This is a genomic window from Microcoleus sp. S36a_B3, assembly GCF_036700745.1.
GTDB lineage: Bacteria > Cyanobacteriota > Cyanobacteriia > Cyanobacteriales > Microcoleaceae > Microcoleus.
The window spans coordinates 339,729-364,606 of sequence record NZ_JAUBPN010000003.1; the positions used below are offsets into that span (position 1 = coordinate 339,729).

23 protein-coding genes and 2 tRNA genes are annotated in these 24,878 nt (G+C 45.5%); 14 read left to right on the forward strand and 11 right to left on the reverse strand.

Annotated elements, in window-relative coordinates; genetic code table 11:
* Positions 1–70: 70 nt before the first annotated feature.
* Positions 71–1,603 (reverse strand): DUF5009 domain-containing protein, encoded by a 1,533-nt coding sequence (locus tag QUA01_RS05380; RefSeq protein WP_333087325.1) that lies wholly within the window; start codon positions 1,601–1,603, stop codon positions 71–73.
* Positions 1,593–2,519 (reverse strand): polysaccharide deacetylase family protein, encoded by a 927-nt coding sequence (locus QUA01_RS05385; RefSeq protein ID WP_333087326.1) that lies wholly within the window; start codon positions 2,517–2,519, stop codon positions 1,593–1,595. Before QUA01_RS05385 ends, QUA01_RS05380 begins: the two co-directional genes overlap by 11 nt.
* A gap of 968 nt (positions 2,520–3,487) precedes the next feature.
* Here QUA01_RS05385 and QUA01_RS05390 point away from each other — a divergent pair.
* The 4 genes from QUA01_RS05390 to QUA01_RS05405 all read left to right on the forward strand — a co-directional run bounded on the left by QUA01_RS05390 (position 3,488) and on the right by QUA01_RS05405 (position 8,393).
* Positions 3,488–4,156: a DUF3318 domain-containing protein gene (locus QUA01_RS05390; protein WP_333087327.1), complete on the forward strand. Its 669-nt coding sequence runs from the start codon at positions 3,488–3,490 to the stop codon at positions 4,154–4,156.
* Between the two features lie 518 nt (positions 4,157–4,674).
* Positions 4,675–5,676 (forward strand): anti-sigma factor antagonist, encoded by a 1,002-nt coding sequence (locus QUA01_RS05395; protein WP_333087328.1) that lies wholly within the window; start codon positions 4,675–4,677, stop codon positions 5,674–5,676.
* Between the two features lie 848 nt (positions 5,677–6,524).
* Positions 6,525–6,962, forward strand: a complete 438-nt coding sequence (locus QUA01_RS05400) for an ATP-binding protein (RefSeq protein ID WP_194065949.1) — start codon at positions 6,525–6,527, stop codon at positions 6,960–6,962.
* Between the two features lie 162 nt (positions 6,963–7,124).
* Positions 7,125–8,393: a WcaI family glycosyltransferase gene (locus tag QUA01_RS05405; RefSeq protein ID WP_333087329.1), complete on the forward strand. Its 1,269-nt coding sequence runs from the start codon at positions 7,125–7,127 to the stop codon at positions 8,391–8,393.
* 138 nt (positions 8,394–8,531) lie between these two features.
* On the opposite strand, the gene QUA01_RS05410 is transcribed toward QUA01_RS05405, so the two are convergent.
* Genes QUA01_RS05410 through QUA01_RS05425 form a run of 4 tightly spaced genes read right to left on the reverse strand, consistent with a single transcriptional unit; the run spans position 8,532 to position 11,300 of the window.
* Positions 8,532–9,455, reverse strand: coding sequence for a DMT family transporter (locus QUA01_RS05410; protein ID WP_333087330.1), 924 nt, complete (start codon positions 9,453–9,455; stop codon positions 8,532–8,534).
* A 3-nt stretch (positions 9,456–9,458) separates the two neighbouring features.
* On the reverse strand, positions 9,459–10,787 hold the full coding sequence (locus tag QUA01_RS05415; RefSeq protein ID WP_333087331.1) for a Na+/H+ antiporter NhaC family protein: 1,329 nt from the start codon (positions 10,785–10,787) through the stop codon (positions 9,459–9,461).
* Positions 10,787–11,005: a BrnA antitoxin family protein gene (locus QUA01_RS05420; protein ID WP_333087333.1), complete on the reverse strand. Its 219-nt coding sequence runs from the start codon at positions 11,003–11,005 to the stop codon at positions 10,787–10,789. Before QUA01_RS05420 ends, QUA01_RS05415 begins: the two co-directional genes overlap by 1 nt.
* Positions 11,006–11,024: 19 nt before the next feature.
* Positions 11,025–11,300, reverse strand: coding sequence for a BrnT family toxin (locus QUA01_RS05425; protein WP_265239648.1), 276 nt, complete (start codon positions 11,298–11,300; stop codon positions 11,025–11,027).
* A gap of 191 nt (positions 11,301–11,491) precedes the next feature.
* On the opposite strand from QUA01_RS05425, the gene yqeK reads away from it, so the two are divergent.
* The 6 genes from yqeK (at position 11,492) to QUA01_RS05455 (ending at position 14,660) form a co-directional block, all read left to right on the forward strand.
* Positions 11,492–12,127 (forward strand): bis(5'-nucleosyl)-tetraphosphatase (symmetrical) YqeK, encoded by a 636-nt coding sequence (yqeK, locus tag QUA01_RS05430; protein ID WP_333087334.1) that lies wholly within the window; start codon positions 11,492–11,494, stop codon positions 12,125–12,127.
* Between the two features lie 120 nt (positions 12,128–12,247).
* Positions 12,248–12,673, forward strand: coding sequence for a ribosome silencing factor (gene rsfS / locus QUA01_RS05435; protein WP_194009379.1), 426 nt, complete (start codon positions 12,248–12,250; stop codon positions 12,671–12,673).
* 1 nt (position 12,674) lies between these two features.
* On the forward strand, positions 12,675–13,175 hold the full coding sequence (locus QUA01_RS05440; RefSeq protein ID WP_333087336.1) for a CGLD27 family protein: 501 nt from the start codon (positions 12,675–12,677) through the stop codon (positions 13,173–13,175).
* Positions 13,176–13,289: 114 nt separating this feature from the next.
* Complete coding sequence (locus QUA01_RS05445) at positions 13,290–14,243, forward strand: asparaginase (RefSeq protein ID WP_194009381.1); 954 nt, start codon at positions 13,290–13,292, stop codon at positions 14,241–14,243.
* A gap of 192 nt (positions 14,244–14,435) precedes the next feature.
* Positions 14,436–14,512 (forward strand) — tRNA-Met (locus tag QUA01_RS05450).
* Positions 14,513–14,583: 71 nt separating this feature from the next.
* Positions 14,584–14,660: transfer RNA gene (locus tag QUA01_RS05455), tRNA-Met, on the forward strand.
* 238 nt (positions 14,661–14,898) lie between these two features.
* On the opposite strand, the gene QUA01_RS05460 is transcribed toward QUA01_RS05455, so the two are convergent.
* Both QUA01_RS05460 and QUA01_RS05465 read right to left on the reverse strand, forming a co-directional pair.
* Positions 14,899–15,087, reverse strand: coding sequence for a DUF2949 domain-containing protein (locus QUA01_RS05460; protein ID WP_194011192.1), 189 nt, complete (start codon positions 15,085–15,087; stop codon positions 14,899–14,901).
* 231 nt (positions 15,088–15,318) lie between these two features.
* Positions 15,319–15,702, reverse strand: a complete 384-nt coding sequence (locus tag QUA01_RS05465) for a hypothetical protein (RefSeq protein WP_333087337.1) — start codon at positions 15,700–15,702, stop codon at positions 15,319–15,321.
* Positions 15,703–16,193: 491 nt separating this feature from the next.
* Here QUA01_RS05465 and QUA01_RS05470 point away from each other — a divergent pair, with 491 nt between their 5' ends.
* Both QUA01_RS05470 and QUA01_RS05475 read left to right on the forward strand, forming a co-directional pair.
* Complete coding sequence (locus QUA01_RS05470) at positions 16,194–16,385, forward strand: hypothetical protein (RefSeq protein ID WP_333087339.1); 192 nt, start codon at positions 16,194–16,196, stop codon at positions 16,383–16,385.
* A 15-nt stretch (positions 16,386–16,400) separates the two neighbouring features.
* On the forward strand, positions 16,401–19,289 hold the full coding sequence (locus QUA01_RS05475; protein WP_333087340.1) for a PAS domain S-box protein: 2,889 nt from the start codon (positions 16,401–16,403) through the stop codon (positions 19,287–19,289).
* A 271-nt stretch (positions 19,290–19,560) separates the two neighbouring features.
* Here the strand turns inward: QUA01_RS05475 and QUA01_RS05480 are convergent, their stop codons facing one another.
* Positions 19,561–20,151: a rhomboid family intramembrane serine protease gene (locus QUA01_RS05480; protein WP_333087341.1), complete on the reverse strand. Its 591-nt coding sequence runs from the start codon at positions 20,149–20,151 to the stop codon at positions 19,561–19,563.
* Positions 20,152–20,620: 469 nt separating this feature from the next.
* Here QUA01_RS05480 and QUA01_RS05485 point away from each other — a divergent pair, with 469 nt between their 5' ends.
* Complete coding sequence (locus QUA01_RS05485) at positions 20,621–20,998, forward strand: Mo-dependent nitrogenase C-terminal domain-containing protein (RefSeq protein ID WP_333087342.1); 378 nt, start codon at positions 20,621–20,623, stop codon at positions 20,996–20,998.
* A 407-nt stretch (positions 20,999–21,405) separates the two neighbouring features.
* Entirely contained in the window at positions 21,406–22,716 is a 1,311-nt protein-coding gene (locus tag QUA01_RS05490; RefSeq protein WP_333087493.1) for an RNA-guided endonuclease InsQ/TnpB family protein, read from the forward strand.
* Positions 22,717–22,917: 201 nt separating this feature from the next.
* On the opposite strand, the gene QUA01_RS05495 is transcribed toward QUA01_RS05490, so the two are convergent.
* A complete protein-coding gene (locus QUA01_RS05495) occupies positions 22,918–23,424 on the reverse strand; it encodes a hypothetical protein (RefSeq protein ID WP_333087344.1) in 507 nt (168 codons plus the stop codon).
* A 3-nt stretch (positions 23,425–23,427) separates the two neighbouring features.
* A complete protein-coding gene (locus tag QUA01_RS05500; RefSeq protein ID WP_333087345.1) occupies positions 23,428–24,498 on the reverse strand; it encodes an HAD-IC family P-type ATPase in 1,071 nt (356 codons plus the stop codon).
* Positions 24,499–24,878: the final 380 nt, after the last annotated feature.

Here is a 24,878-nt window from a genome sequence, read left to right on the forward strand (position 1 = left end):
TTGAATTTAGGCAAGCCAATGAGGAAATTATAATTACCAAACGTGAAGATGTTCTCGCCTTTTAATTATCTCACGTTCTCAAAAATAGTTTAAACCTGGTAAACCCCATCACAATTAACGCCAAAATCGCCGTATATCCAAAACCCCTCAAAAACCCCATAAACGGATTGCTTGAAGTCATCTCAACAATCACCGGTTCCCATTTAGTTAAAACCAGAATCGGCCAGATAATGTTAGCAAATCCTGCGTAGCCAATCATCGGGTTTAACCCGTTATCAATAAACAACTGCAAAAACCATCTTTTCTGAAACACGTCGATAATTACCGTCAACCCAATTAACAGAAAAATCGCCATTCCCGCCGTTACAAAAAAGTAACTCATCGTCGCCGAATCTTTCTTGATTCCCCCTTGATAAGGCTCAAACAGCAAACCCAAAGCCAGCCAATAAAAACCCCATTTGTAAAGGTGATTCAATAAATTTTCCGTGACATTTCCAGGTTTTTTCAACAAAACCCAACCGCACAAACACAGCATCAGCGTCACTAACGAAGTCTGCCACACCCATCTAGCTTGCAGTCCAATTAACAAGGTTAAATCAATCGCCAACATCAAAACCAGAATGCTAAAATAACGCCAATTCTTCCACTTCGCATAACTCGACTCTGCCGGCGAATAATACTCTATCCACCGATTCAGTAAATCCCCGACAACAGTACCCGGAATCACCACAAACAAATACTTCAAATAATCAAATTGAAACAGCCAAGTTGCAGGAGATGACGACCAAACTAACTTGACCCAACCGTCAGCAGGAGAAGACAGTCGCGCCGCTAACAACAAGCCCAAAATTCCTACTCGCAGCCACACATTTGAACGAGTAAACAGCCAAATTAGCGACCCGAAAACGGCCATATTTGCAAGTACCATCAAGATGATGTCGCTGCGGTCAACTGAAAATCCTACACCGCTGGGATATTTGATGTGAGATACGAAGACTATTCCCGCACTCCAAGCAGCCAGAGTTAACCCCCTACGCAGCCATTCAGACCAATTTTGAGGCCAGCGAACGTACATAAAAAATAATAGGAAAAATCCGCACAATCCCAGCCACCACTTTAGTCTGCTTGCTTCCTCCGGGCTAATTACAGTCGGGCGAATGTGCTGGAGAAATATTGCAAAAAATGCCAATAAACAGCCTCTTTGCAAAATAAATAAAACTACTTTTTTTGTATCCCATCCCTTGGCGATGCGGCGGGACAAAGCTAGGGGTATTGCGGCACCCATTGCAAACAGAAAGAAGGGGAAAACTAAATCAACCCAGGTTAATCCTGCTAGTTTGTTATTAAAAACGTGGTCTGGTGGAGGGAGTTGGGCGTGATACATCCACGCCGGCAATGTTTTGCGGGCTATGGTACCTGATAAAACCATTGCTAAAACTGCTATTCCCCGCAGCGCATCCAGCGCGTCGGCGCGTTGGGAAACCGCAGCAACTGCAAAAAGCTTTTCGTTTTTTACCGTGTGTTGTGAATCTGATGTTGTGTATTCCAATGCACTTACCGATTTGTTTTGAATGCTGTATAGTTGCCAAATTTTACTTGCCAATTAATTGGTGCAGCCAGCTTCCTGAAGCTAAGCTGCTGAGTCTTTTTGTCGAATGTTTTTTATTCACTGTTAATCTCGATATTCGGTATTTATTGGGTGGAAAAAAGCGCAGTTTTAATTTTGAACTGTCGTACAAGTATCCTGATGAAAAATATTGGGCAACGTATTTTTCAACTTGTTTGTTGACAGCGCCAAACGGGTAGGCTATGTGCGAGGCGACTGTGCGATTTTGGTCTAAATCTTGGGTGCATTTCCTCAGTCTAATTTGGTCTTGAGATAATTCTCTGTCTAATGCTTTTAGAGAAATTTTTGTGAGTTTTTCGTGATTCAGCCCGTGGGATTGAATATCATAATAACCTTGCTGCATTCCGTGTCTCAAGTCTTGACAAGTTACTTTTTTTATGAGTGAGTTTTGACGGCCCAAGAAGCCGGAGTTGATAAATACAACTACTTTAGTTTTTTTGCCGTATTTATTTTCGAGTCTTTCTAAAATCGGCAGTACGTGGGTATAAATGCTTTCGTTTCCATCGTCAAAACTAATCATAACTTTTTTGCGTCCGCGATATTCACTCGGTATCGGCTTTTTGGGATTGGCGATGAAATATTCGTAAAGTTCTTGGGTTGACAAAAACCAATAGTTATGAATGACTAAATTTTCTAAAAAAGGTTCTAAGTTTTGCTGGCTGTAGTCGCCGGGAGAATCTCGCCGCTGCGGCGGTATTTCCTGGGGATTCTGAAGGTTTACAATATCGTGAAAGCCAAAAATCGGAATTTCTACTGTGACGATTTCTAAGATAGTTTGATATGTGATGAAAGTTAGGAGAAAGGCTAGTAAAAAGCTAATAATTCGTTTTTTTTTGGGCGTAATACCAGGCTGAAAATACTCGGGCCATTTGTTAATTAAATAATTTACCATTGACAATTACAAGCTTTTGAGGTAAAGGGTTATGGCGGCAGTATGAGGGTTTTTCGGGGCCTGGTGCTGGGAGCATTGAGATTGTCGATCGCCCGTGTCGTCCTTAAATATCGGCTAAGGCAAGTCTAGCATGATACAATTTATACCGATCGCACTTTTGATGCAACTAGCGCCCAAAGTTGACCGTGCTTATTTCTTACCCGAAGTTTTACCTGTAATTTTTGGCTTGTGATTTCCCCCCCTAGGTGGTAGTATCTTTGAGCGATCGCCCGATAGAACAACAATCACGAAAATCGCAGTAATTAAGCCTGTTTACAACAAAGCAAACTGCATAGAGCAAACCTGTGACAAAATTTTAGAAATTTCTCAAAAAAATCACGGTTAGAATTTTATCATTGTTAACGACGGCTCGACCGGCAATACCCTAAAAATCATCTAAAATAAACTGAAAGCTTTCCCCACACATCACATTCAACTAATTTCTTACAGGCAGCGTCAAGGCAAAGAATATGCGTTGAAAAAATGATGTAAATATTTAGACACAGACTGCATTTTTTCATGAATGGCGACTTAGCATACTCCCTCGAACACCTCGAACCCTGAGTATAAAAATTAGAAAAATTTGATCTTGTCAACTATCAACAGTTGAAAGGATTCTCCTTCGATGCAAAAGTGCTATTTTTAGCAAAAAAAAGGATAACTTCTCAGCCTGATATTTTGGCGGCTTGGTCGAAATTGCGACAAGAAATTCAACCTTTGATCGAGTAGTCGAAAGTTAAGGATGTAGCAGGCAGTTGCGATCGCCCCGCCAAGCAGAGTAAAATCTAGTAAAATTGCCAAAAGGTCGTTAAGCGTAGCTATCCCGAGCGTGAATCACCCCCGCTGCCCGACAAAATTTTGATTCAAGGTTTGCTATACTCACAGAAATAGACACATATTAACCTTTGGAAAATCAATAGGCCGGAGCTATGACATCCTATGCAACCTCTACAGCAAGAGCCGAGATGAGTGAGATCCGGCGCTTGAAAAATATACTGCCCCCAGAACTCCAAAGTTGGGTAACAGTAGAAAAAACAATAGAAGTTAATCCAACCCTGATCCGCAGCGAAGAAATAGGCAAAGACCAGGTAGAAATTCAAATAGACCTGATCCGCTGGGAACAGCTAGCAATGGATCAGCGCAATCTTTTATTTTGGCACGAAGTCGCCAGAATCCAAAACGACACCATCCCCAGAGACGGTTGGGAAATGGCAGCCCTCGCCATTGGTTTAGGCGGCGCAGTCGGCGAACTTTGGGTACAAGACGGCTTGTTACTGCTGTTGGCCATATCTTTGTGCGGCGTCTCCGGCTGGAGGCTTTACCAAAAAAACAACGGAGAGAAAAGTCTAAAAGAAGCAGTAGATGCAGACGAAAAAGCCCTCGCCCTCGCCACCCGCTTCGGTTACACTCTCCCAAACGCCTACAAAAGCCTCGGTAGCGCCTTAAAAACCTTAATTGAGCAAACCTCCAAAAAACAGCAGCGGGCTAAATACGAAGCTCGTCTCCAGGCCCTCAAACGCAACGCAGCCAAAGCCAAAGCCAAAGTCAAACCCATCACCCGCGAAACCTCCCAGTCAGAAAACGTCTACAATTCTTAACCTCATTTCCCGACGTTTGCAGGGATTTTTTAGTTAACGATTAACTCTTGACTTTCCAGTTAACTGTTAAGCGTTAACTGCGCTTGCTATCCCGCTACAAGACACACATCGGAATTTTTAAAGACAAAATTAATCTGCCAGAAGTGATAAAAATCTTGATTCATATCATGTCCGGTGGATTAGTAGAACAAAAACGGATCGCCCGTGTCCAATGCAAGTCCTCCGGCTGAGGGCGGACGGTCGTCCGCACTACATATTGCGGTCAATGGAACGTATCTGATATCAAAGGTGAAAGTTGGGCGGCGGCTGCGTTCAAAATTATTTTTCCGCCCAAACAGGGACTGGTAGACTAGAGTTTACCTCGGCCTTCGATATCGGGACGATCGGCAACAAGCTTTTCTGGCATTTTTGTAAAGTTGCGATAAAGCTAGCCCGGTAAAAACAATATTTGGTAAAGGTGGAGCGGGTAAGACAGAATAGGTTAAAGATATCAGTTTGAAATTTGAAACTAGGACTTCATGGTCAGCACAACCCCAGAGGCAGAAGATTTTCGGGTTACGTACTTCGACGAGATTCCCTCGGTTCACATACCCGTGCGCTTGAGCGTACTTGAAGCCGTAAACTTCAAAAAAACCTGCCAGGAACTTTTCTCTGAAAGCACCGCTCCCAGCAAAATTGTCCTAGACTTCACTCACACGACGTTTATTGACAGTAGCGGAATTGGTGCTTTAGTCAGCAATCTCAAATTTGCCAAACAGCGCGGCAGCGACTTGGTGCTTCGCAGCCTGAAGCCGCAGGTGATGGCAGTATTCGCTCTCACCAGTTTAGATCAAGTGCTCACGATCGAGCAGACCCCTGCCACCTCAACTCCGGCAGAAACCAACTCCCCGGACAACCACCTACCGATGACGCACCCCTCAGTGCAATCGTTGGTGAAACGGCTGATAGACATTCTTGGGGCCATAGTCGGCTTGGTGATTACAGCAATTTTGTTCGTACCCATAGCCGCAGCCATCACCATCAACGATCCAGGCCCGATATTTTTTGCACAAACCCGCTGCGGCTGGATGGGGAGAAAATTTCAGATTTGGAAATTTCGATCGATGTGTACCAACGCCGAAGCTATGAAAGACCAAATTACAAACCAAGCTTCTGGCGCATTTTTCAAAAATGACAACGACCCCCGGATTACCAAAGTCGGGCGAATCTTACGCAAAACCAGTCTCGACGAACTGCCGCAGTTTTGGAACGTGCTCAAAGGCGAAATGAGTCTAGTCGGCACCAGACCGCCTACTCCAGACGAAGTAGATCGCTACGAAGTCCCTCAGTGGCAGCGTTTGGATGTCAAGCCCGGGATGACTGGCGAATGGCAAGTCAACGGTCGCTCTCAAGTCCGCGATTTTGAAGATGTCATCCGTTTAGATTTAAAATATCAAGAAAACTGGAGCCTGATCTATGACTTGAAACTAATTGTTAAAACTATAACAGTCCTGTTTAACAAAAATAGCGGTGCTGTGTAGGAGTCCTCAACAACTCATTGCTGAACTCTCGGGTGCTGTTGCCGAGGGGCTGCTGGAACTAGAACTCGATATTTAGTTAAGCAGACTCGGTAGCGATCGCTAAGTTACTATTAAGTGTTAAAATTCACACCGAAAAAATGGGCAGCTAGTTGCTAAATAGGCGATCGAACTACGAATTAGCAATTTGGCAGTTCTGGTCAGGCTCGAATTACGCCACCAGGGTTTTCAATGACGACAAAAACTAACCTATGTTTAGCTAGCGGGCGCGGGAATCCCCACGACCTAATCTTTGATAGGTGGGTGGGATGAAAGCCCGGTTTATGTGTGGGATGGAAGGTTGACCGATGCCGTTGGCGCAGCCCGCCGAAGCCGTAGGACGGGAAAACCTTCACAGCCTGAACAAACAATCTTTGATATACTGCAAAAACAGTGGGGCCCGACGTGTTCCTCACTATAAAACGCCGAGCGAGAGAAACATTTTGGAGTATCTCGAAGGAAGATCTCGATATCCTTAACAGGACTCAGATGCCTACACTGTAATCTTTGATTCAGAGTAGGATCGTCACAAAAGTACCGACTGCTAACACGGTGGAAACTCAAACCACTCGTCGCAAGCTGAATCGGGAATTTTCCTAATTTAAACGCCCTATTGAGGCGGGTTACAGTATCGGAAGTCTCTCATTTTCTGTGCGAGTAAATGGTGCGAAAGGAATGCTCACCTTGAGGCAAAACGAGCTTCTTCAACTCAAGCTTGACTTAACTAATATGTTGCCAAGACAGAGCCCTCATTTTCCTCTCTTTCCGGTGCTGAGTATAGTGCTGGTGGGGACCGACAAAGGGGAAAAAAAATGAAAAACGAGCAACCAAAGGCCGAGTCGCACCTTCAAGTTGAAACAGACTTGGAGGCTTTAACATCCATTTTGGAATGGTTGGAGAATATAGTTTTGCCGCTGCTGCCGGCGGATTTCTGGTGGCAGTGCAGGCTGATCGTCAACGAAGGCTTTACAAATGCTGTCCGCCACGCTCACCAGAACTTGCCCTCCGCGACGCCGATCGACATTGAGGTAAAAGTGTTTGCCGATTACTTAGAAATTAGGATTTGGGACAGGGGTCAACCATTCAACCTGGAAGCAAAGCTGCACTCGATCATGCAAGAGCAGCGCGATCCCTTAGACAGAGAAGGAGAAAGGGGACTTGTGTTCATGTACAAGCTCACAGACGATCTTCGGTATATCCGTACCGACGATCGCCGCAACTGCTTGGTAATGCGAAAAAACCTTACCTGAAAGCGCTTGCGGCCCGCCCGATCCAGAGCGGCTTCTTTTGCAAAAAGTGGAAGGTTCCAGCACCGCCCCCTGTTGTGCTACCCGGAACCCAACCACATCCTCTGCAACTCACCGGGTGTAGACTCGCGTCGCGGCAGGACAATTTGCTGCCAAATAAATATTATGCGTATTCTAATTTATTCCTATAACTACTATCCAGAGCCGATCGGCATTGCCCCCCTGATGACAGAACTAGCGCAAGGCTTAGTCAAGCGCGGCCACCAAGTGCGAGTCATCACGGGAATGCCCAACTATCCCCAGCGCCGGATTTATCCGCAATATCAGGGCAAATTTTACCTCACCGAAGAACACAAAGGCGTCACAATTCAGCGCAGCTACCTGCGCGTCAACGGCCCCCATCCCAGCCTCCTAGACAGACTTTTACTAGACGGCAGTTTTGTCCTCTCCAGCGCCGTCCAAGCCTTCAGCGGCTGGCGTCCCGACGTAATTTTCTCGACAATGCCCCCTTTACCGATTTGCGTCCCTGTTGCCCTCTACGGCTGGAGTCGCGCTTGCCCGATCGTCCTCAACGTACAGGATATAGTCTCAGAAGCAGCCGTGCGCGTCGGCTTGGTGAAAAAAAACGGACTGCTAATTAAGATTGCTGACGCCTTAGAAAAATTTGCCTACAGCACAGCCAGCCAAGTCAGCGTCATCGACAGCGGTTTTATCAAAAAATTGCACTCTCAGGGAGTACCCCCAGAAAAAATAGTTTGCCTTCCCAATTGGGTTGATGTCAATTTCATTCGCCCCTTACCCAAAGAAAATAACCCCTTTCGAGAAACCCACAAACTCAAGGGCAAATTTGTCGTTCTGTATGCTGGAAATATTGCCCTGACTCAGGGATTGCAAACAGTGGTCAAAGCAGCAGCCCGTTTGAAACACATAGTTGAAATTGCTTTTGTAATTGTCGGAGAATCAACAGCACTAGCGCGCTTGCAAAAAGATTGCGAAACTTATAAAGCTACGAATGTAATGTTGCTACCCTTTGAACCGCGAGAAAAATTGCCGGAACTGTTAGCTGCTGCTGATGTGAGTTTAGTCGTACAAAAGCTGCGCGTTACTAACTTTAATATGCCTTCAAAAATTCAAGTAATTCTCGCTAGCGGTAGGGCAATTTTGGCGTCGGTTCCCGAAACTGGTACGGCGCACAAAGCAGTCCAGCAAAGCGGTGGCGGGGTTGTAATAGCGCCGGAAGATGCGGAGGCTTTGGCTGATGCTGTGGAGGATTTGTTCTTAAATCCCGATCGGGTGAATGCGTTGGGGGAACAAGGTAGAAATTATGCTGTTGAGAATTACGGATTTGAGGAAGCTTTGAATCATTATGAGGCTTTATTTGCGGCGGTGGCGGCGAGTCATGCTGAGAAAGTCTTGGCACCGCTGCCAAAGTAATCAGATAATTGGATTAGTGCAATAGGTAGCGCTCTTTTGTAGTAACGACTTTAGTCGCGATCGACTAAAAGGCTGAGGAAAAAACAGAAGTCCTCACTACGAAGTTGATGATAGTCATGTTATCTGATATAATATAATTCAATTTTTCGGTATGTTCCTGATTCCGACAAGGCTTGATTTAGTGCGATTAGTAATAATAATGCCACAGACGATCGCCAATGCACTAAAAATATGCACCAACGAAATCGCTTCACCGAGAAACAGCCACGCAGCAATACCGCTAAACACTGGAATCAGGTAATAGATTAAGGCTGTGCGGTTCGGGCCAATCAGGGCGATCGCCTGATTCCACGCCAGAAACGCCACCACGGACGACAGAACCCCCACATAAAGTAACGCCAGGGCGATCGAAGGATTGAACGCCACAGGGTGATAAATCCAACATTCCAGTGCATAGAAGGGCGATAAAAACAACAGCCCCAAGCTAAAAGTGCATAAAGTGAAAGTTGTCATCCGCAGGTTTGGTGGCTTGCGCTTCACCAGCATAGTGTAGCCAGCAAAGATGATAGATGCCAATAGCATATACAAATCGCCGATCCCAAAGGAAATACTCAGCAGCCTCTCTAACGAGCCTCCCGCGATTAACAATACAACACCGCTGACGGCGATCGCAATGCCGGCAGCGCGCGTTAACGAGATAGTTTCTCCATAAAAAAGACGAGACATAAGTACAATAAAAACCGGGGAACAACTGGCAATTAACGCCATATTCACCGCCAGGGTTGTGTGACCGGCCACATAGATCAAAGTGTTAAAAGTAGTCACGCCTAACAGGGCCGATACAGTCAAGTAAGGGAGAGATTTTTGAATCAATTTCCAATCTGCAACTGCTGCCCGCACGGTGAATGGTGCTAATGTAGCCACAGCAATAGTCCATCGCCAGAAAGCTAGACCAATCGGCAAAACATCCTGATTCAAAGCTCTAGCAACGATAAAGTTACCGGCCCAAATAGCAGTTGCTCCTACTGCCAAAACATAACCGATTGATACTCTATTATTCATTTATTAGTAGGGCGAATTTTTATGAGGTTTAGCCAATTTAATTTGAATTAAGTTAAACAACGGAATGAGATACAAATAAAAGGCATAAGGGATAAAATCTGCATTGACGCTCAAGATAGTTGCAGGCACTAATCCGGCAATATTCCAAGGAATTAAGGGAGAAATCACAACAGCGGTGTTTTCTAAGTCTACAGCAAGTTGATAATTATCTAATCCTTCTTTTCGGTATTTTTCCTCAACTAACTGATGAGTCAGAAGGATGGCGATTGTTTGGGTGCAGCCAAATGCAGCCGATAAAATTCCTATGATTGTCGTTCCACAAAATAAATCGCCTCTCGTTCGAGCTTTGTTTAGATACAATTCAATAAATTCTAGCGTTTTTGTTCCTGCAAAAAGACCGGCAAATGCTGTCGATACAATTACAATTATTGAAACTTTGAGCATCGACAAAATCCCTCCTCCCGCCACAATATCTTTTAAACTTGAAGTTGATTCTAACTTGAATCCGGCGATCGCGAATTGCAGAATGTCCAGCGGCGAATAATCTTGCACGAAAATGGCGATCGCACTTCCGGCAATTAGACTAACAGTCATGGCAATTTTGACCTCAACTCGCAAAACACAAAGAATTAAAATTGTCAAGGCTGGCAACCAAGTTATCCAGTTGAGATTGAAGGCTTTGCCAAGTTCAAAAGCCAGGTTATTGCCAGCAACTTCTACGGGATTTGCTAAGGATAAGATTAAATACAAGATGCTGGAAACTATCAGCGGATAAAAAGCTGTTACCGCCATATTTTTGAGGTTCTTATAAATGTCTGTGCGGGTAATGGCGGCAATCAAATTAGCGCTAGAAGACATGGGAGAACACCGATCGCCAAAATAAGCTCCGGCAATTATTGCCCCCGCGATCGTATTGGGATTTACACCGCTGCCCTTGGCTGCGATCGTTAAAGCAATGCCGATCGTGCTCGCAGTACCAAAGGAAGTCCCCAGCAGCACAGAAACCGTGCTAGTTAAGATAAACGCCCAAAAAATAAAATATTGAGGGCTAATTAATTTAATTCCCCAATATACGAGAACCGGAACCGTCCCCGCAGCCATCCATACGGCCATGACTGCCCCGATTAACAGTAAAATACCGATTACTGAAAAAGACTTTTGACTGCCAGCCACAGCCATTTTGATTAAGCTGTTTATCTGAAATCCCCTTCTCAACAAAATGGCAATAAAAATTGCCATAGAAGCTAGCAACGGATAAAGTACAAAATAACCTTTGATGGCACTAACTAAAAGTAAAACAAATGAAATAATTAGAAATAATATCAAGTCCATTATTGATGGGCTTTCATGTATTCTCTCAGTAAGCTGTTGATCTGGGTTTGATAACCACGACCTTGAGATTTAAACCACTCCAAAACATCACTGTCAATGCGTAAGGTAACTTGAGCTTTAGTCTTAGGGTTGGGCAAGCCTCGCTGAACTATGGCTTTAGCAAACATTTCAGGCGTAATTTCAGGGCAATCAGAGAAATCAATATCTTCATCAGTCATGGCATCTAGGCGTTGCCAGTCAGTTTGAGATTTGCTCGAAGTAAATTCGTTGTTCATATTTAGTTGCTTTTCTAGCAGAAATAATGCGGGTACATTCCTCTCGTTCTGTATGGACGATAGCGACTACTCGCCCTTGCAACAAACCAAAAGTCACAAACCTTTGCTCTCCATAACTGAATCGTTCATCCTCAACTGTTACGATTTCTCCATCAAAAACTAATGGAACGTCGATAAAGTCAATTCCATGTTTGCTAAGGTTGGTAAGACGTTTAGTCTCATCCCACTCAAATTCCATACCTTGATTGTCACTAGATATTGTAACTACAATTTGTCGTTACAGCCACTTACTTTAACACATCTTTGGATCGCCCACTTCGCCCCCTTCGCCCAATCACCCCAAATATCCCAACACCGCTGCTACCCGACGCCGCAGTCCATTAAAACAAAACGCTAAAATAGTAGATCCTACAATTTGGGAGTTAATATTTGACACTTGCACCTACGCGCGAAAACGTCCTAGCTTGGCTCTCACAGCGCGTTCCTGCTGCCCGCATCACACACATCCTCGGAGTCGAACAGACAGCAGGTGACTTGGCCAGACATTACGGCCTCGACGAAGCAAAAGCTCGATCGGCCGGTTTGTTGCACGACGCAGCAAAATACTTCAAACCCCAACTGCTGCTGCAAATGGCTCAGAAGGAAGGTTTAGAGTTAGACTCAGTGTTGGAAGCACACCCGCATTTGCTGCACGCAGACGCCAGCGCGATCGTCGCTAGAGACGAATTCGGAGTGGTCGATCGAGAAATTTTGGACGCAATTGCCAATCACACCCTCGGCAGACCAAGCATGAGCCAGCTCAGTTGTGCCGTATTTGTAGCAGACTCTATAGAGCCTAGCCGCGGCAACACCCCCCAACTAGCAGCACTGCGCGAGGCAAGCTGGCAAAATCTTTATGCAGGCGTGTGGCAAACTAGCGATTATTCTCTGAAATATTTGCTAGAAACTCGCTGCTACATTCACCCGCGCACCGTACTTACGCGCAATTGGGCGCTGCAAATGGCTCGCCAATCGCCGGAAACAGGAAATTCCACAGGGAAGTCGATCGAACAAATCACCAGTTAAAAGTAAAATTTACCAACAATCCTTTACTTACTTCTGACTTCCACCTAACTCCTATTTCCAATCTCAAACCGCCAACAACCGATTTTCCTTTACTGTCTCAATTAGGAACTTAAACACTTAATGTCAGATCTAACCCAACTCGAATATTCCAGAACTCAGTCTACAGAAACAGACAGCGCCACCTCAGACGAAACGCGCGGCCTGATCGTGACCGCTGCCCAAGCTGCCGATGACCGCAAAGCCGTTGATATTGTATTGCTCAAAGTGTCAGAAGTATGCTATCTGGCAGACTACTTTGCGATCGTCACCGGATTTTCCAACGTCCAAGTACGAGCCATCTCCCAAGCCATCGCCGACCAAGTAGAAGAAGAATGGGGACGGTTGCCACTACGTACACAAGGGCTATCAGACGCAAGTTGGGTAGTCATGGACTACGGCGACGCGATTATCCACATCTTGAAACCCCAAGAGCGCGAGTTTTACAATTTAGAAGCGTTTTGGGGACACGCCGAACGGATTGATTTTTCCACCGCAGAGGAATGCTAATGTGAAAAACGCTTCTGTTTCTATTTGTCCTGTTCCGCAAGAACAGCGCCCGGTTAATGAATACCAAGAACTTACAGAATCTGGTTTTTTTAGCTGGGTAACTCTCGATTGGCCTGAGTATTTGGCAAAACTAGCTTGGGTTTGGGGTTGGAGTTGCTTGGTATCCGGGCCGATAGCTGCTTCTAGCTTTGCTCCCTTCAAGTATCCAGTTCAGTTTGCCCTGTGCGCGGCAGCCGGTGCCAGTTTTATTCTAGGATTGGCTTTGCTGCGACTTTACTTGGGTTGGTTCTACGTGCGATCGCGCCTTGTAAATCCCACCGTCGTCTACGAAGAGTCAGGCTGGTACGATTGTCAATCTTGGCCTAAAACACCGGAGATTTTAGCTCAAGACCAGTTGATAGTCAACTACGAACTAGAACCAATTCTCAGGCGTTTGCGGCAGACATTTTATGGTTTGACTGTATTGCTGGTTGCCGGGGGAATAATTTGGAATTGTTTGTAATCGGGAATCGTGACAGGGAAGTTTTGAGTTGTCCGGGCGGTGTGCTTTTGTCGCCGCCCGCTTACAACTTCCTCCACCAAATCTAAAATCTAAAATCTAAAATCTAAAATTGATATGACAAGGGGAAAACGAACCCAAGCTCCCGAACTGGAAGTCACACTGCTGCGCGAAGGTATTGTGGAATCTAGGCATCGCGCCCAAGCCGCTGTCTGTGACAAACGCGGGCGCGTTCTGTCCGTTGCGGGTAACTCGGAAACGGCGACATTTGTCCGTTCTTCTCTCAAACCGTTTCAAGCTTTGGCTGTGACGGCGAGCGGGACTTTGGAACGCTACGAATTGACCGATCGAGATTTAGCGATTATTTGCAGTTCTCATCAAGGTACGATCGAGCAATCGCGACAGGTGTTTAACGTCCTGTGGCGCTGCGACATAGACCCATCTAAACTTCAATGCCCCATTCCTGAAGGCAAAAAAAGCCCCCTCCAATACAACTGTTCCGGTAAACACGCCGGAATGCTGGCTGTCTGTCAGCAAATGCACTGGCCGCTGAATACTTACTTGAGCCGCAAACATCCCGTCCAGCAACTTATTTTGGGCAAGGTGGCTGACTTGCTGGCCATGCCTGCCGAAGAGTTTATCAGCGCTCGCGACGACTGCGGCGCTCCTACCTATTTGTTGCAGTTGGGACAAATGGCATCTTTGTACGCTAAGTTAGCCTCCGGCGACAATGTGGACATGGAGCGGATTGTCCGCGCTATGACTCACCACCCGATGATGGTTGCCGGTGAGGGAAGATTTGACACGGAACTGATGCGCTTGACTCAAGGAGAATTGGTCAGCAAGTCCGGCGCAGAAGGGGTGCAGTGCATTGGCCGCGTTGGTGAAGGTATGGGCTTGGCCATTAAAATCGCCGATGGTGGCAAGCGCGCTAAATTTGCTGTGGCAATTCACTTGCTCAAGCAGTTGGGGTGGATTACTCCGACTCAAGCCGAAACTCTTTCGGACACTTACCTGACTCTCAGCGATTTTAAGCGCTTGGAGGTAGTCGGGGAAGTTTCGATGCTCTAAGTTGTTCTGCATTCAAATTGTAGATCTAAATAACCGACCAAAAATCCTCCCCCTCTCTCCCCCTCTCCCCCTCTCCCTCTTCGATACTCTGAGCCGATTTCAGCAACCCCTCCCACAATCTCAATTTTTTTTTTGATTTAGGGGTTGCAATTTTTCGGAAGGTATGTTTATATTAGAGAGTAGACAAAGCGACGCGGGATAGAGCAGCCTGGTAGCTCGTCGGGCTCATAACCCGAAGGTCAGTGGTTCAAATCCACTTCCCGCCACCAACTTGAAACAAACCCTGTAATTGTTGAAGTTTCAGGGTTTGATTTTTGAGAATAGAGAGTAGACAAAGCGACGCGGGATAGAGCAGTCTGGTAGCTCGTCGGGCTCATAACCCGAAGGTCAGTGGTTCAAATCCACTTCCCGCCACCAAATTTAATCAGATAAGCCCCGGCAACCAAAAAGTTGCTGGGGTTTGTTTTATCGGAAAATTCAGAAAATAGGGACGCAGCATTGCTGTGTCCCTACCGCATATTTGTGTTCCAAAGGAAAAAATCAACTAGACCCTCAACACTTAACCCCATACTTTTCTACGCCCGTTTGTGCAAGCTTTATTTCTCAAAAATCAGCAATTCAATATCCCTGTTTTTAAACTTTGCATTTTAAATTGCTAAGCCGATTGAGCTTGCAGCCAATCAAAGATCAAATCTAACTGTTTCAGCGTCACTAACCCGTACTGCCACAAAACCATCGGCAGTTGGCTGGCATCTTCTTCGCCGTGTCTGAGAGCAACGGCGATCGCAGAATTCGATAGCGCCAATTCTCCCCGCAAATAATCGATTAGTTGAGCCTTTCCCATCACCTTCACCGCCTGTTTTATGCGATTTTGTAAAGATATGTATCCGATTTGACTGAATTTGAAGTTTAATAGTCCTAATTTTCTGTTGATAAGGGGTGATGTGGTGTGATGGAAAGCGCACGGAACTTGTGATAAAACTCATAAAAAAAGGCGATCGCAGTCACAAGATATCCCAGCCTAAAAAAATAGGATCGGGCGATCGATCGCTTGACATCAATTCACTTAAAATGGCTACAGTCCTAGCTGAAGCTGAACTCCCGCTTCTGTGCCGCTGTCGCTCGGTTTAATAGGTAAGGGATTTCCTTGGCGTCGGGCGTCGGAAGGAGTAGTAATAAATTCCAATTCCGGGCCAACTTTGAGGCGAAATGTATCAGCCAAGCTGCGCTCCCTCCTAGCAGAATTAGCCCCCGTTTGTGATTCACCAATCAAGTTTTGGTAGTCCGAGTCCACTGTTCTGTCCTCCACAGTCCTCAGAGAATCCCCCGATAAAGTCGTTTCCGAATTTTGGGACTCTGATTGCATTCTTTGTTGGGCGAAAACCGCCGGGGTGAAACCGATCAAAATTGAACTCAGTCCGAGAACAGTACCAAAATTAGCCATAACTGCGTTCATCATCCATGCCTCCGCTAGCTGCATCCTACTATCCTAATTGTACCCAACCGGAGTTTAGTTGCGCTCTATCAAAAGTAGCTGGTTGTGAAAATAAGCTGCCGCCATCTGGAATTGTCTGTGATTTTTGACGGAGAGAGGGAGAGAAGAAGATCAGGAGGAGAGGATTTTACTGTTGGAGGAATACAAATCGAGAAATATACAGAAACCGTTCCATGAAACCACGTTTACGAACATACTTGGTTGCAGCAACGCTCAAACACTTAGGACTTACGCACGGAGGACTAAACAAGAAACACGCTTCGGTGCTGGACGTATTAATAGTGCAGAAATCTGGTTTCGATGGGGATTAAAGGTCTAGATGGAGTATAGTCGATGGTCAAACCCGGTTTTTCGCCAAGGAGCTAACAAAAGTCTGTCTCAATCTTAAATCGTCAGGGCGATCGTGCGCCGATGTCTCAAATCTCAAATCTCCCAGAGTACGATCGTCCCAGAATGTGTCGAAGACTCATCTCGATCGCCCTCCCAAAGCTCGCGATCGCGTTAAGATGGCGGTGGCAGCCGTTAAAAATTCAATAACCAGCGGCAGATTCCGAGTTCTTAACAGCACTTTGCCTGCTCAAACAATCTCAACGTTCAAAATCTGCGCTCATCAGGTTGTACCTTACTTAAATGTTGTGGATTCATAATATTTCTGCTCGATCATGCCAATCAGATCTCTGACAGACCGGATTTTCAAAATGTCGGGTAAAGTGCCAATTCGCATCGTCCTTGTCGTGCCTTTTGCCCTCCAGACTTTCGCTGCGGTAGGGCTGACGGGGTGGCTGTCGTTACGCAACGGGCGCAGGGCCGTCAACGATGTTGCCGCCCAACTGCGGGCGGAAGTCACATCGCGCATCGAGCAACACATTCATAGTTATATCGAAACGCCGCACCAAATCAATCAACTCAATCTCAATGCCATCAGTCTAGGCATTTTGAACGTGCAGGATTCCGCTAGTTTACGCAATTACTTCTCCAAGCAAATCAAAATCTTTGATAAAATTAGCTACATTCAATTCGGCTCCGAACAAAAAACTTTTACGGGAGTTGAACGCCTCGACAACGGCAAGTTGCAAGTTCGGATTTCTAATCAATCTACTGGCTATAACTTTTACAGCTACGCGCCGTCGGAGTTCGGGGAAGCAACCGAGGTATTAAAGACTATTCCTAACTACGACCCCCGCCTCCGACCTTGGTACACGGCTCCGGTGCGGACTGGTCAACCAACCTGGAGTAAAATTTATAGTTATTTTGATACTCCAAAACTGGCGATTACGGCTGCACAACCAGTTTACGGCAACCGAGGAGAATTGATTGGAGTTGTGGGTGCGGATTTGCTACTTTCCCAAATCAATCAATTCTTGGAAACTCTAAAAATTGGTAAGTCTGGCAAAACTTTTATTATAGAAAGGTCTGGACAATTGGTGGCAAATTCTACTCCAGAACCGCCATTTATTGTGAGCAATGGCGTTGCGAAACGGATTGCTGCAACGAGCAGCCAAAATGTTCTAATTCGATCGACAGCCCGCTATTTGACACAGCGCTTCGGGGATTTGAGCAAGATTGACGGCACTTACCAGCTAGATTTTGCGATCGGCGGAAAACGCCACTTTCTACAGGTGACACCCTTCTCAGACAGCAGGGGCCTCGACTGGTTGATTGTGCTGGCGGTTCCCGAAGCCGATTTTATGGAAGAAATTAACGCCAACACTCGCTACACAGTGTGGCTGTGTTTCGGTGCTTTGGTGGTGGCGACGGTTCTAGGGTTTCTGACTTCGAGGTGGATTGTGATCCCGATTCAGCGTCTGAGCAAGGCTGCGGAGGCTCTGTCGCGAGGAGAATGGGACTCGATGGCGGTAGATCCCCGCTTGATGGTGTCTGTAGAGCGGGAGGATGAGGTGGGTGTCCTGGCTCGCTCTTTTAATACGATGGCCGGTCAATTGGAAGAGTCGTTTGCTACTCTCGAAGAACGGGTGGAAGCTGCGATCGCAGATAAAATTAAATTAATTGGCTCTCTGAAACAATCTCAGCAAAAACTCGCTCTCCATCTTTATCAAACTCCTTTGGGGGCGATCGAATGGAATCTCAATTTTGAAGTAGCCGACTGGAATCTGTCAGCGGAAAGAATTTTTGGATACAATCGCTTGGAAGCAATGGGACGCCACGGAGTCGATCTCATAGTTCCTGAAAATGCTAAGGAGTATGTCAGGCAACTATCTATTACTTTGCTCACTAATCAAGGAGGAGTTAGTAGCATTAACCAGAATATTAGAAAGGACGGCCAAATTATTCTTTGTGAATGGTACAATACTACTTTGGTTGATGCTGACGGCTGTATCATCGGAGTGGCATCGCTAGTTCAAGATGTTACGGAGTTTCACACTGCGATGGAGCAGTTGCGGGCTAGTGAGGAGCGGTTTCGCCAGTTGGCAGAAAATATTCATGAGGTATTTTGGATTAGAGAACCAATTCAACAGCAAATAATTTATGTGAGTCCAGCTTGCCAGAAAATATGGCATTTGAGCTATCAGAGTTTGCTGTCAGAACCGGAGGCTTTTTTGAATGCTATTCACCCGGAGGATCGCGATCGCGTCAAGGCTGCTTTTGAGAAACACCTGCGGGGCGATTATGATGAGGAGTATCGGGTAGTGCGATCTGACGGTTCAGTTTGCTGGGTGCGCGATCGGGCTTTTCCAGTCCGCAACGAAACCGGAGAAATTTACCGCATCGTCGGCATTGCAGAAGACATTACCCAGCGCAAATTAGCAGAAGAATTCCAAAAAGTCGCTCAAACCGCTCAAGCTGCAAGCCAAGCCAAAAGCGCTTTTTTAGCCAATATGAGCCACGAATTGCGTACTCCCCTCAACGCAATTATCGGTTACAGCGATATGCTCAAAGAAGATGCTGAAGATTTAGGCCACGAAGATATTATCCCAGACTTGCAAAAAATTCAAACTGCCGGCAAACACTTGCTGTCTTTAATTAGCGATATTTTAGATATTTCTAAGATTGAAGCAGGGCGCATGGAACTTTACCTAGAAACTTTCAACCCAGTTACTTTAATTGAGGAGGTAGTTTCTACAGTCGAACCATTGGTAGATAAAAATAATAATCAGTTTAAAGTTAATTGTGCTAGCGAGTTGGGAATGATGTATGCTGACCTTACCAAAACTCGTCAAATATTGCTCAACCTGCTGAGCAATGCAGCCAAATTTACGGAAGGTGGCACTATTACCCTATCCGTTGAAAGAGTTAAACATGACAGCTTAACAACTCAAGAAATAGCAGAACCTTCCGACTTAATAATTTTTCGCGTTGCTGATACCGGCATTGGGATTCCGGCCGAACAAATGCAGCATTTATTTCAAGCTTTTATGCAGGGCGACGCTTCAACTACGCGCAAGTACGGCGGCACAGGTTTGGGATTGACTATTAGCCGTCATTTTTGCTTGATGATGGGCGGCGATATGCAAGTTCAAAGCCAGTTAAATTGCGGATCTATTTTCACCGTATGCTTGCCGGCCAAAGTTGAATTATTGGTCAGCAGTTAGTCTTGCTATCCGGGACGCACTTGTTATACCAATTAAAAAAAGTTTGGCTACAATTATCAAATAGTATACCAATTATTAAAAGTCGCTGCTCTTGGAGCCCGAGACTGCAATGGCGTGTCTCTACAGATGCTCACGTACAATCTATATTTAGCCCTATTTTTCATAAGTTGTATTACCAAATAAATCGGGTTTCTTGCCAAAAAACCTGCGCTTTCCGATAATTTATGAGCAAGAAACCAAGGTGATGATACGATGCACCCTCAGTCTTATTCTAGTTAATTTGCCGTTTCTGCCGCCCCAAAAGTTGAGCGGCTAATATCCCGCCGACAAAGCCAAAGAAATGTGCTTGCCAGGAAACTCCCGGCTGCGAAGGCAAAACTCCCCAAATTAAACTGCCGTAGAAGAAACCTACAATTAAAGATACCAAAATAGAGGTAAAGCTGCGTTCAAAATAGCCCCGCAGCAGCAGAAAGCCGAAGTAACCAAAGATTAATCCGCTGGCACCAATGTGGACGGAATTGGGCGCGCCTGTCAGCCAAACGCCGAATCCGCTGACTAGGATAGTGATGGCACTCACGATGAAAAAGTCCCTAGTTTCTCGCAGCATGATTAACCAACCAAATGTCACAAACGGGAGGGTATTAGCTGCTAAGTGAGCAAAACTGCCGTGCAAAAAAGGCATGAATATGATGCCTTCAAGTCCTTGGATGCTGCGGGGGCGGACTCCGTAGGCATTCAGCGCGCCTCGGAATAGGAATACATCGACAATTTCGATAATCCAGAGGAGGGAGACGAAGCCGCCGAGAATGGCGGCGTGGCTTTGCAATTCGCGGGTGATGCTTTTGCTTTCTGGGTTGCTCATGGGTTGTGAGGGCGGTGAAACCGATTATTTATAATTGTAGGAGTTTTTTGCCGATCGCGCGAAGCGACACTTGGCACTAGCTTTCAGGTTTTTTGCAGTCGAGCTTATTTGAAACTATTATAACTTTGATTTGAAATTCCGCATTTTCACCTATAGAATAATTCACCTTAATGCGTCACAATGATCGAAGAACTGCACTAGGAGAGTTAACCAAAGGTTGAAGTTAGAACGTATCAGGCAGAGTTTTTACCCCATAGGTAAATGCTTGAGCTGGCAGTGAGGACATTTTGGCGATCGCACACTGTCTCTAAAAACTCAGGAACTACTTGTCTCGGTTCTAGTCATTAATTCAAGAACTTTCATCCGGTAAAGCAAAACGAGCTGCTGTAGGTACTTATTGTAGACAAAATCCAGTACAAGCTCTACAAAGAGTTCTTGGCACCTCGTTCTAAAAGAGGAGAAGAGCAATATGAACGTATTTGAGCAAAAATTACCCCAGAGAATTCTGCCAATTTGGGTATGGCATCGCAAAGAAGAAATTACTGTTACTTTCGCTACAATTTCTCAGCCTTATAGTAAAAAGCCGCGCTTTGATTTGTTACATCCGCTGAAAGAGTGGATCGAGAACACGGAAATTAAGAGTCAAAAATTTGCTCGATTTTTGTGTAAATATATTCCGTCGCAGTGTCCGTTTGAGCGGGAAGTCAAGTTTGGCGATCGCACTTTATTTTCCATTCCCCCAATGTGTAAGTTAAATCCACTTTACGAGCAAGTTGTTGGGATTCGCTTTCGGGCTTTGTGTTATTTGGCTGACGAGTGCGGCGTGGATGTAACTCCTTATTGTTAATTTTCCAAAAACTTTAATTTCTAACTCTTTTTTTTGCCCTCCCTTCTCTTTGTTGGGGAGGGTTTTTTATTTTCAGATTATTCGGCGGTTGAAACCGCTACTGCACAAGCACAAGTTCGGCGGTTGAAACAGCTACTAAATAAACAAAGTCTGCCTTCGCAGACTAAGAGAGCGCGATCGCATTTAAAGACTAGAGAGAGCGAATTACTCGTTGTTGGAGAAAGAGTTGGCCGTTTTTATCAGAAAGAATGGGTCTAAAACCCCGTCCTTACAGGACGAATTTGCAAACGGAAGTATAAAGCTTGACCCATCTTTTTTAAGAAATATAAAAAGAAAAAACACGCAAATATTTTGCTATATACTAATAGCAACTCAAAAAAAAGGAGTTAGACTTGCTGGCAAACTATGTGTACAAGTTGCGTCCGAATCAAACGCAAGAATCAAAAATGTCTAATTGGGTAGATATGTTGCGAAGCCATTACAATTGGTGTCTTAACGACAGAATTACTCAATACAGCCAGCAATTTGTTCAAGGCAACTATTGCGATATCAGAACGCAGGGTGAAGCTTGTCCGTTGACCACCTGTGTTAGCAAAAATGGTGCAACTGGCGAACCTTGGAAAACAGGCAAAGTAGATAAAGATGGAAAATCCAAAAACCCTCGACGCAATCCAGGTGACATTCAAATCACCGCGCTGCCGGAATTGAAGGCGGCCAGACCCTGGTTCAGTGGGGTAGACTCAACTGTTTTACAACAGAACGTCAAACGGCTAGATACGGCCTATAAGAATTTTTTTGACGGGCGTGGCTTTCCTAAATTCAAGAACCGCAGCAACTTCACTTCCTTTACTTTTGTGATGGGAGTAAAAACACAATGTAGTAAAATATACTTGCCGAAGTTAGGTTGGATGCGTTTTTACAACTCGCGCCCAATCCCCGATGGCTTTACGATTAAAGCTTGTGCGGTAAGAAAGCGACAGAATGGTTGGTATGTATCGATCCGTATTCAGGACAAGTCTGTCCCTAGCTATACGACAAAACCTCTCAAAGATGTCGTCAAGGTAATTGGCTGCGATATGGGGATTACAAAATTAATTCATCTATCCGATGGAACTCAAATTGAAAACCCCAAGTTTTCGACTACTAAAAAAGCTAAGCGCACTCTGAAAATCAGGCAGAGACGAGTTAGTCGAAAAGCGAAAGGCAGTAAGAACCGCAAAAAAGCCGCTAAAAAGCTAGGGCTTTTTCACCAAAAGATTAGCAATAAGCGCCAAGCTTACCAATGGAAAATTGCCAATATAATAGTTTCCCGTAGGGTTGACGCGATTGCTCTAGAGAATCTAAATATCTCCGGCATGATGCGCCGATGTCGAGTAAAAACCGACGAGAAAACAGGTAGATTTCTCAAAAATGGGCAGTCAAGAAAGAAGGGCTTGAACCGCTCTATTTCCGATGCAAGCTGGGGTGAATTAATTTTAAAGATCGAGTATCTCGCTGCAAAGCAAGGAAAGGTCGTAATTAAAGTTAATCCCAAATACTCCAGCCAAGAATGCCGGAATTGCGGTAACACGGACAAGTCTAATCGAGATGGCGAAAAGTTCATTTGTACGGAATGCGGACACCACGAACACGCTGATATTGGTGCTGCAAAAACTATTCGCTTTCGGGCTTTGAATTTGGTACGCGGGGACTCCGCGAAACCGGGCGTTCGCGCCTAAACGCTCAGAATATATCCTCACGCTCGATTGAGCAATCGTGAGGAGTCTGGGAACCCTGGAAACAGGGGAATTGAAGTAGAAATTCTTCAAGAATCCTCGTGCCTTCAGGCCGATGGAGTGTCAAAAACACTGAGGCTGGCTCCTGTAACAATGTAATCCTAGGTGTCTTTTTTGGCCACATAACCAGTCCCCTCTTCAGTTTCATGGTTTGTTCTTCTTTGATGGCGATCGTTTAGAGATGTCATCCGGGGTTGCGTGGGAAAAAGGCTTATGAGAAAACCATTGATTCAACCGTCTTAAACCCCGTGTTACATAGACAGGTCGATCGTGATTAAACACGCCATAGGCACGTTGTTTTACCCAGTCTGCAATCAAAAACCAGATCAACGCATAAATCCAGACAAAGCCAGCCAAACCCCATCCGAGAGGAGTCATAAAGATGCCATACACAGCAATTAGGGTGGCGATTATTTGAGTTCCCAAGACGGCTGCTAACAAAATTTTCGCTGGTTTGATCGACCAAAAGGGCCCCTTAGTGCGGGTGACGAAGATGGTGAGATGTCCAGCAATGGACAGCTTCAGGTAAATTAGCGTTTGCAGAATATCCCGATCGAGGTGAAAATACCGTTCTCCCAAATACAACATCCCAAAAGAACTAACTAATCCAGTTACCCCTAAAACAGTTGCCAGTCCCAAGACGATCGGCATATTCTAGGTTTCGGGGCGATTGGCGGGACGGGTGTTATCGTAGGCAATGGAAATAATCGCACCATCATTCAACAATGCCAGCAGCACAATCATCATGGCAGTGACGGGATAGAAGTTGTAAACCAGAATAGAAAGGGTCATAAACAACAAAACCCGGATGGTTTCAGTAATCCGGTAAATCGCGTAGTTGTTCATCCGCTGAAAGATGCGGCGGCTTTCTTGAATCGCCTCTACGATTACAGAAAGTCCAGGTGTAAGCAAAACAATATCGGCAGCCGCACGGGCAGCATCGGTGGCTCCAGAAACCGCAATTCCGGCATCAGCTTTTTTGAGGGCGGGGGCATCATTAACGCCCTCGCCAGCCATGCCCACGAGATGCCCGCGTTGCTGCAAGACATCGACGATATGGTATTTGGGTTCCGGGAAGACTTGAGCAAATCCGGCGGCGGCTTCGATCGCATCGCTAACTTGTCCAGTTTCGTGAGGTGCGGCTGCTTCTAGCAAACTGGCATCGAGGATATCTCCCTTTAATCCTAGTTGATGAGCAGTTTCACGGGCGATCGCCTGTTGATCTCCCGTTAACATTTTCAAGTCAATTCCCAGCTTTTTCACAGCCTGAATCATCAGTTGGGAGTCGCTGCGGGGTGGATCGAATAGCGGTATTACGCCCAAAAATTGCCAGTTATCACCATCTTCAGTCCGGGCAACCCCCAGGGATCTAAACCCGCGTTTGGCAAAACCTGCGATCGCATTCCCTGCTTGAAATTCTTCCCAAAAACCCACTACTCCGTTGCCGATTAGGAGTACCAAAATGATCCCAAAATTTACCCAGTCTCCAACTATTGCCGAAAGAATCACCGCCGCCTCAATCATCCAGGCGATCGGCCCCCAAAAGTGCGATAGGAATTGCATTATTGGGCTGACGGTTGTTTCGGGTAACTCGTTATAGCCACCTTTTGATTGTCGTTGCAGTGCCTCTTTTTTGCTCAATCCCTCATTGGAAGTAGTCGGTTGCTTTTGTAGGTCTTCTAAGGATAGATGCGAAAGCGTTTCTCGATCGGTAGGTGCAGTCATGATCTGGCTCCTCTACTTGTAAATTACAAGCTATTCAAGATAAGATGAGAACAATATTGCAAGCGCAAAACTCCCGATAATTGTCAACATAGACCAATTTGTATCTTGAGTTTGATGCGCTTCAGGAATAATTTATTCAGCAATCGCCACCATCAAAGTGCCTGTTGTAAATGCAAGCACAATTAGCTTGGGAAGCTCGGCTTGTCCGCCCAATCCTCAATAGACCAGCGTCGCGCCCAGCCAAACAGGAATAATAAATGCCGCAAGTAACAAAAATCGCAATGTTCGCGGCATATTTTGACTCTTAAACGCTGCATTAGTGACAAATCCTTTTTTGCTTAAGTTGAGAAGTTGATTAACCCATACAAAAAAAGCTCCAC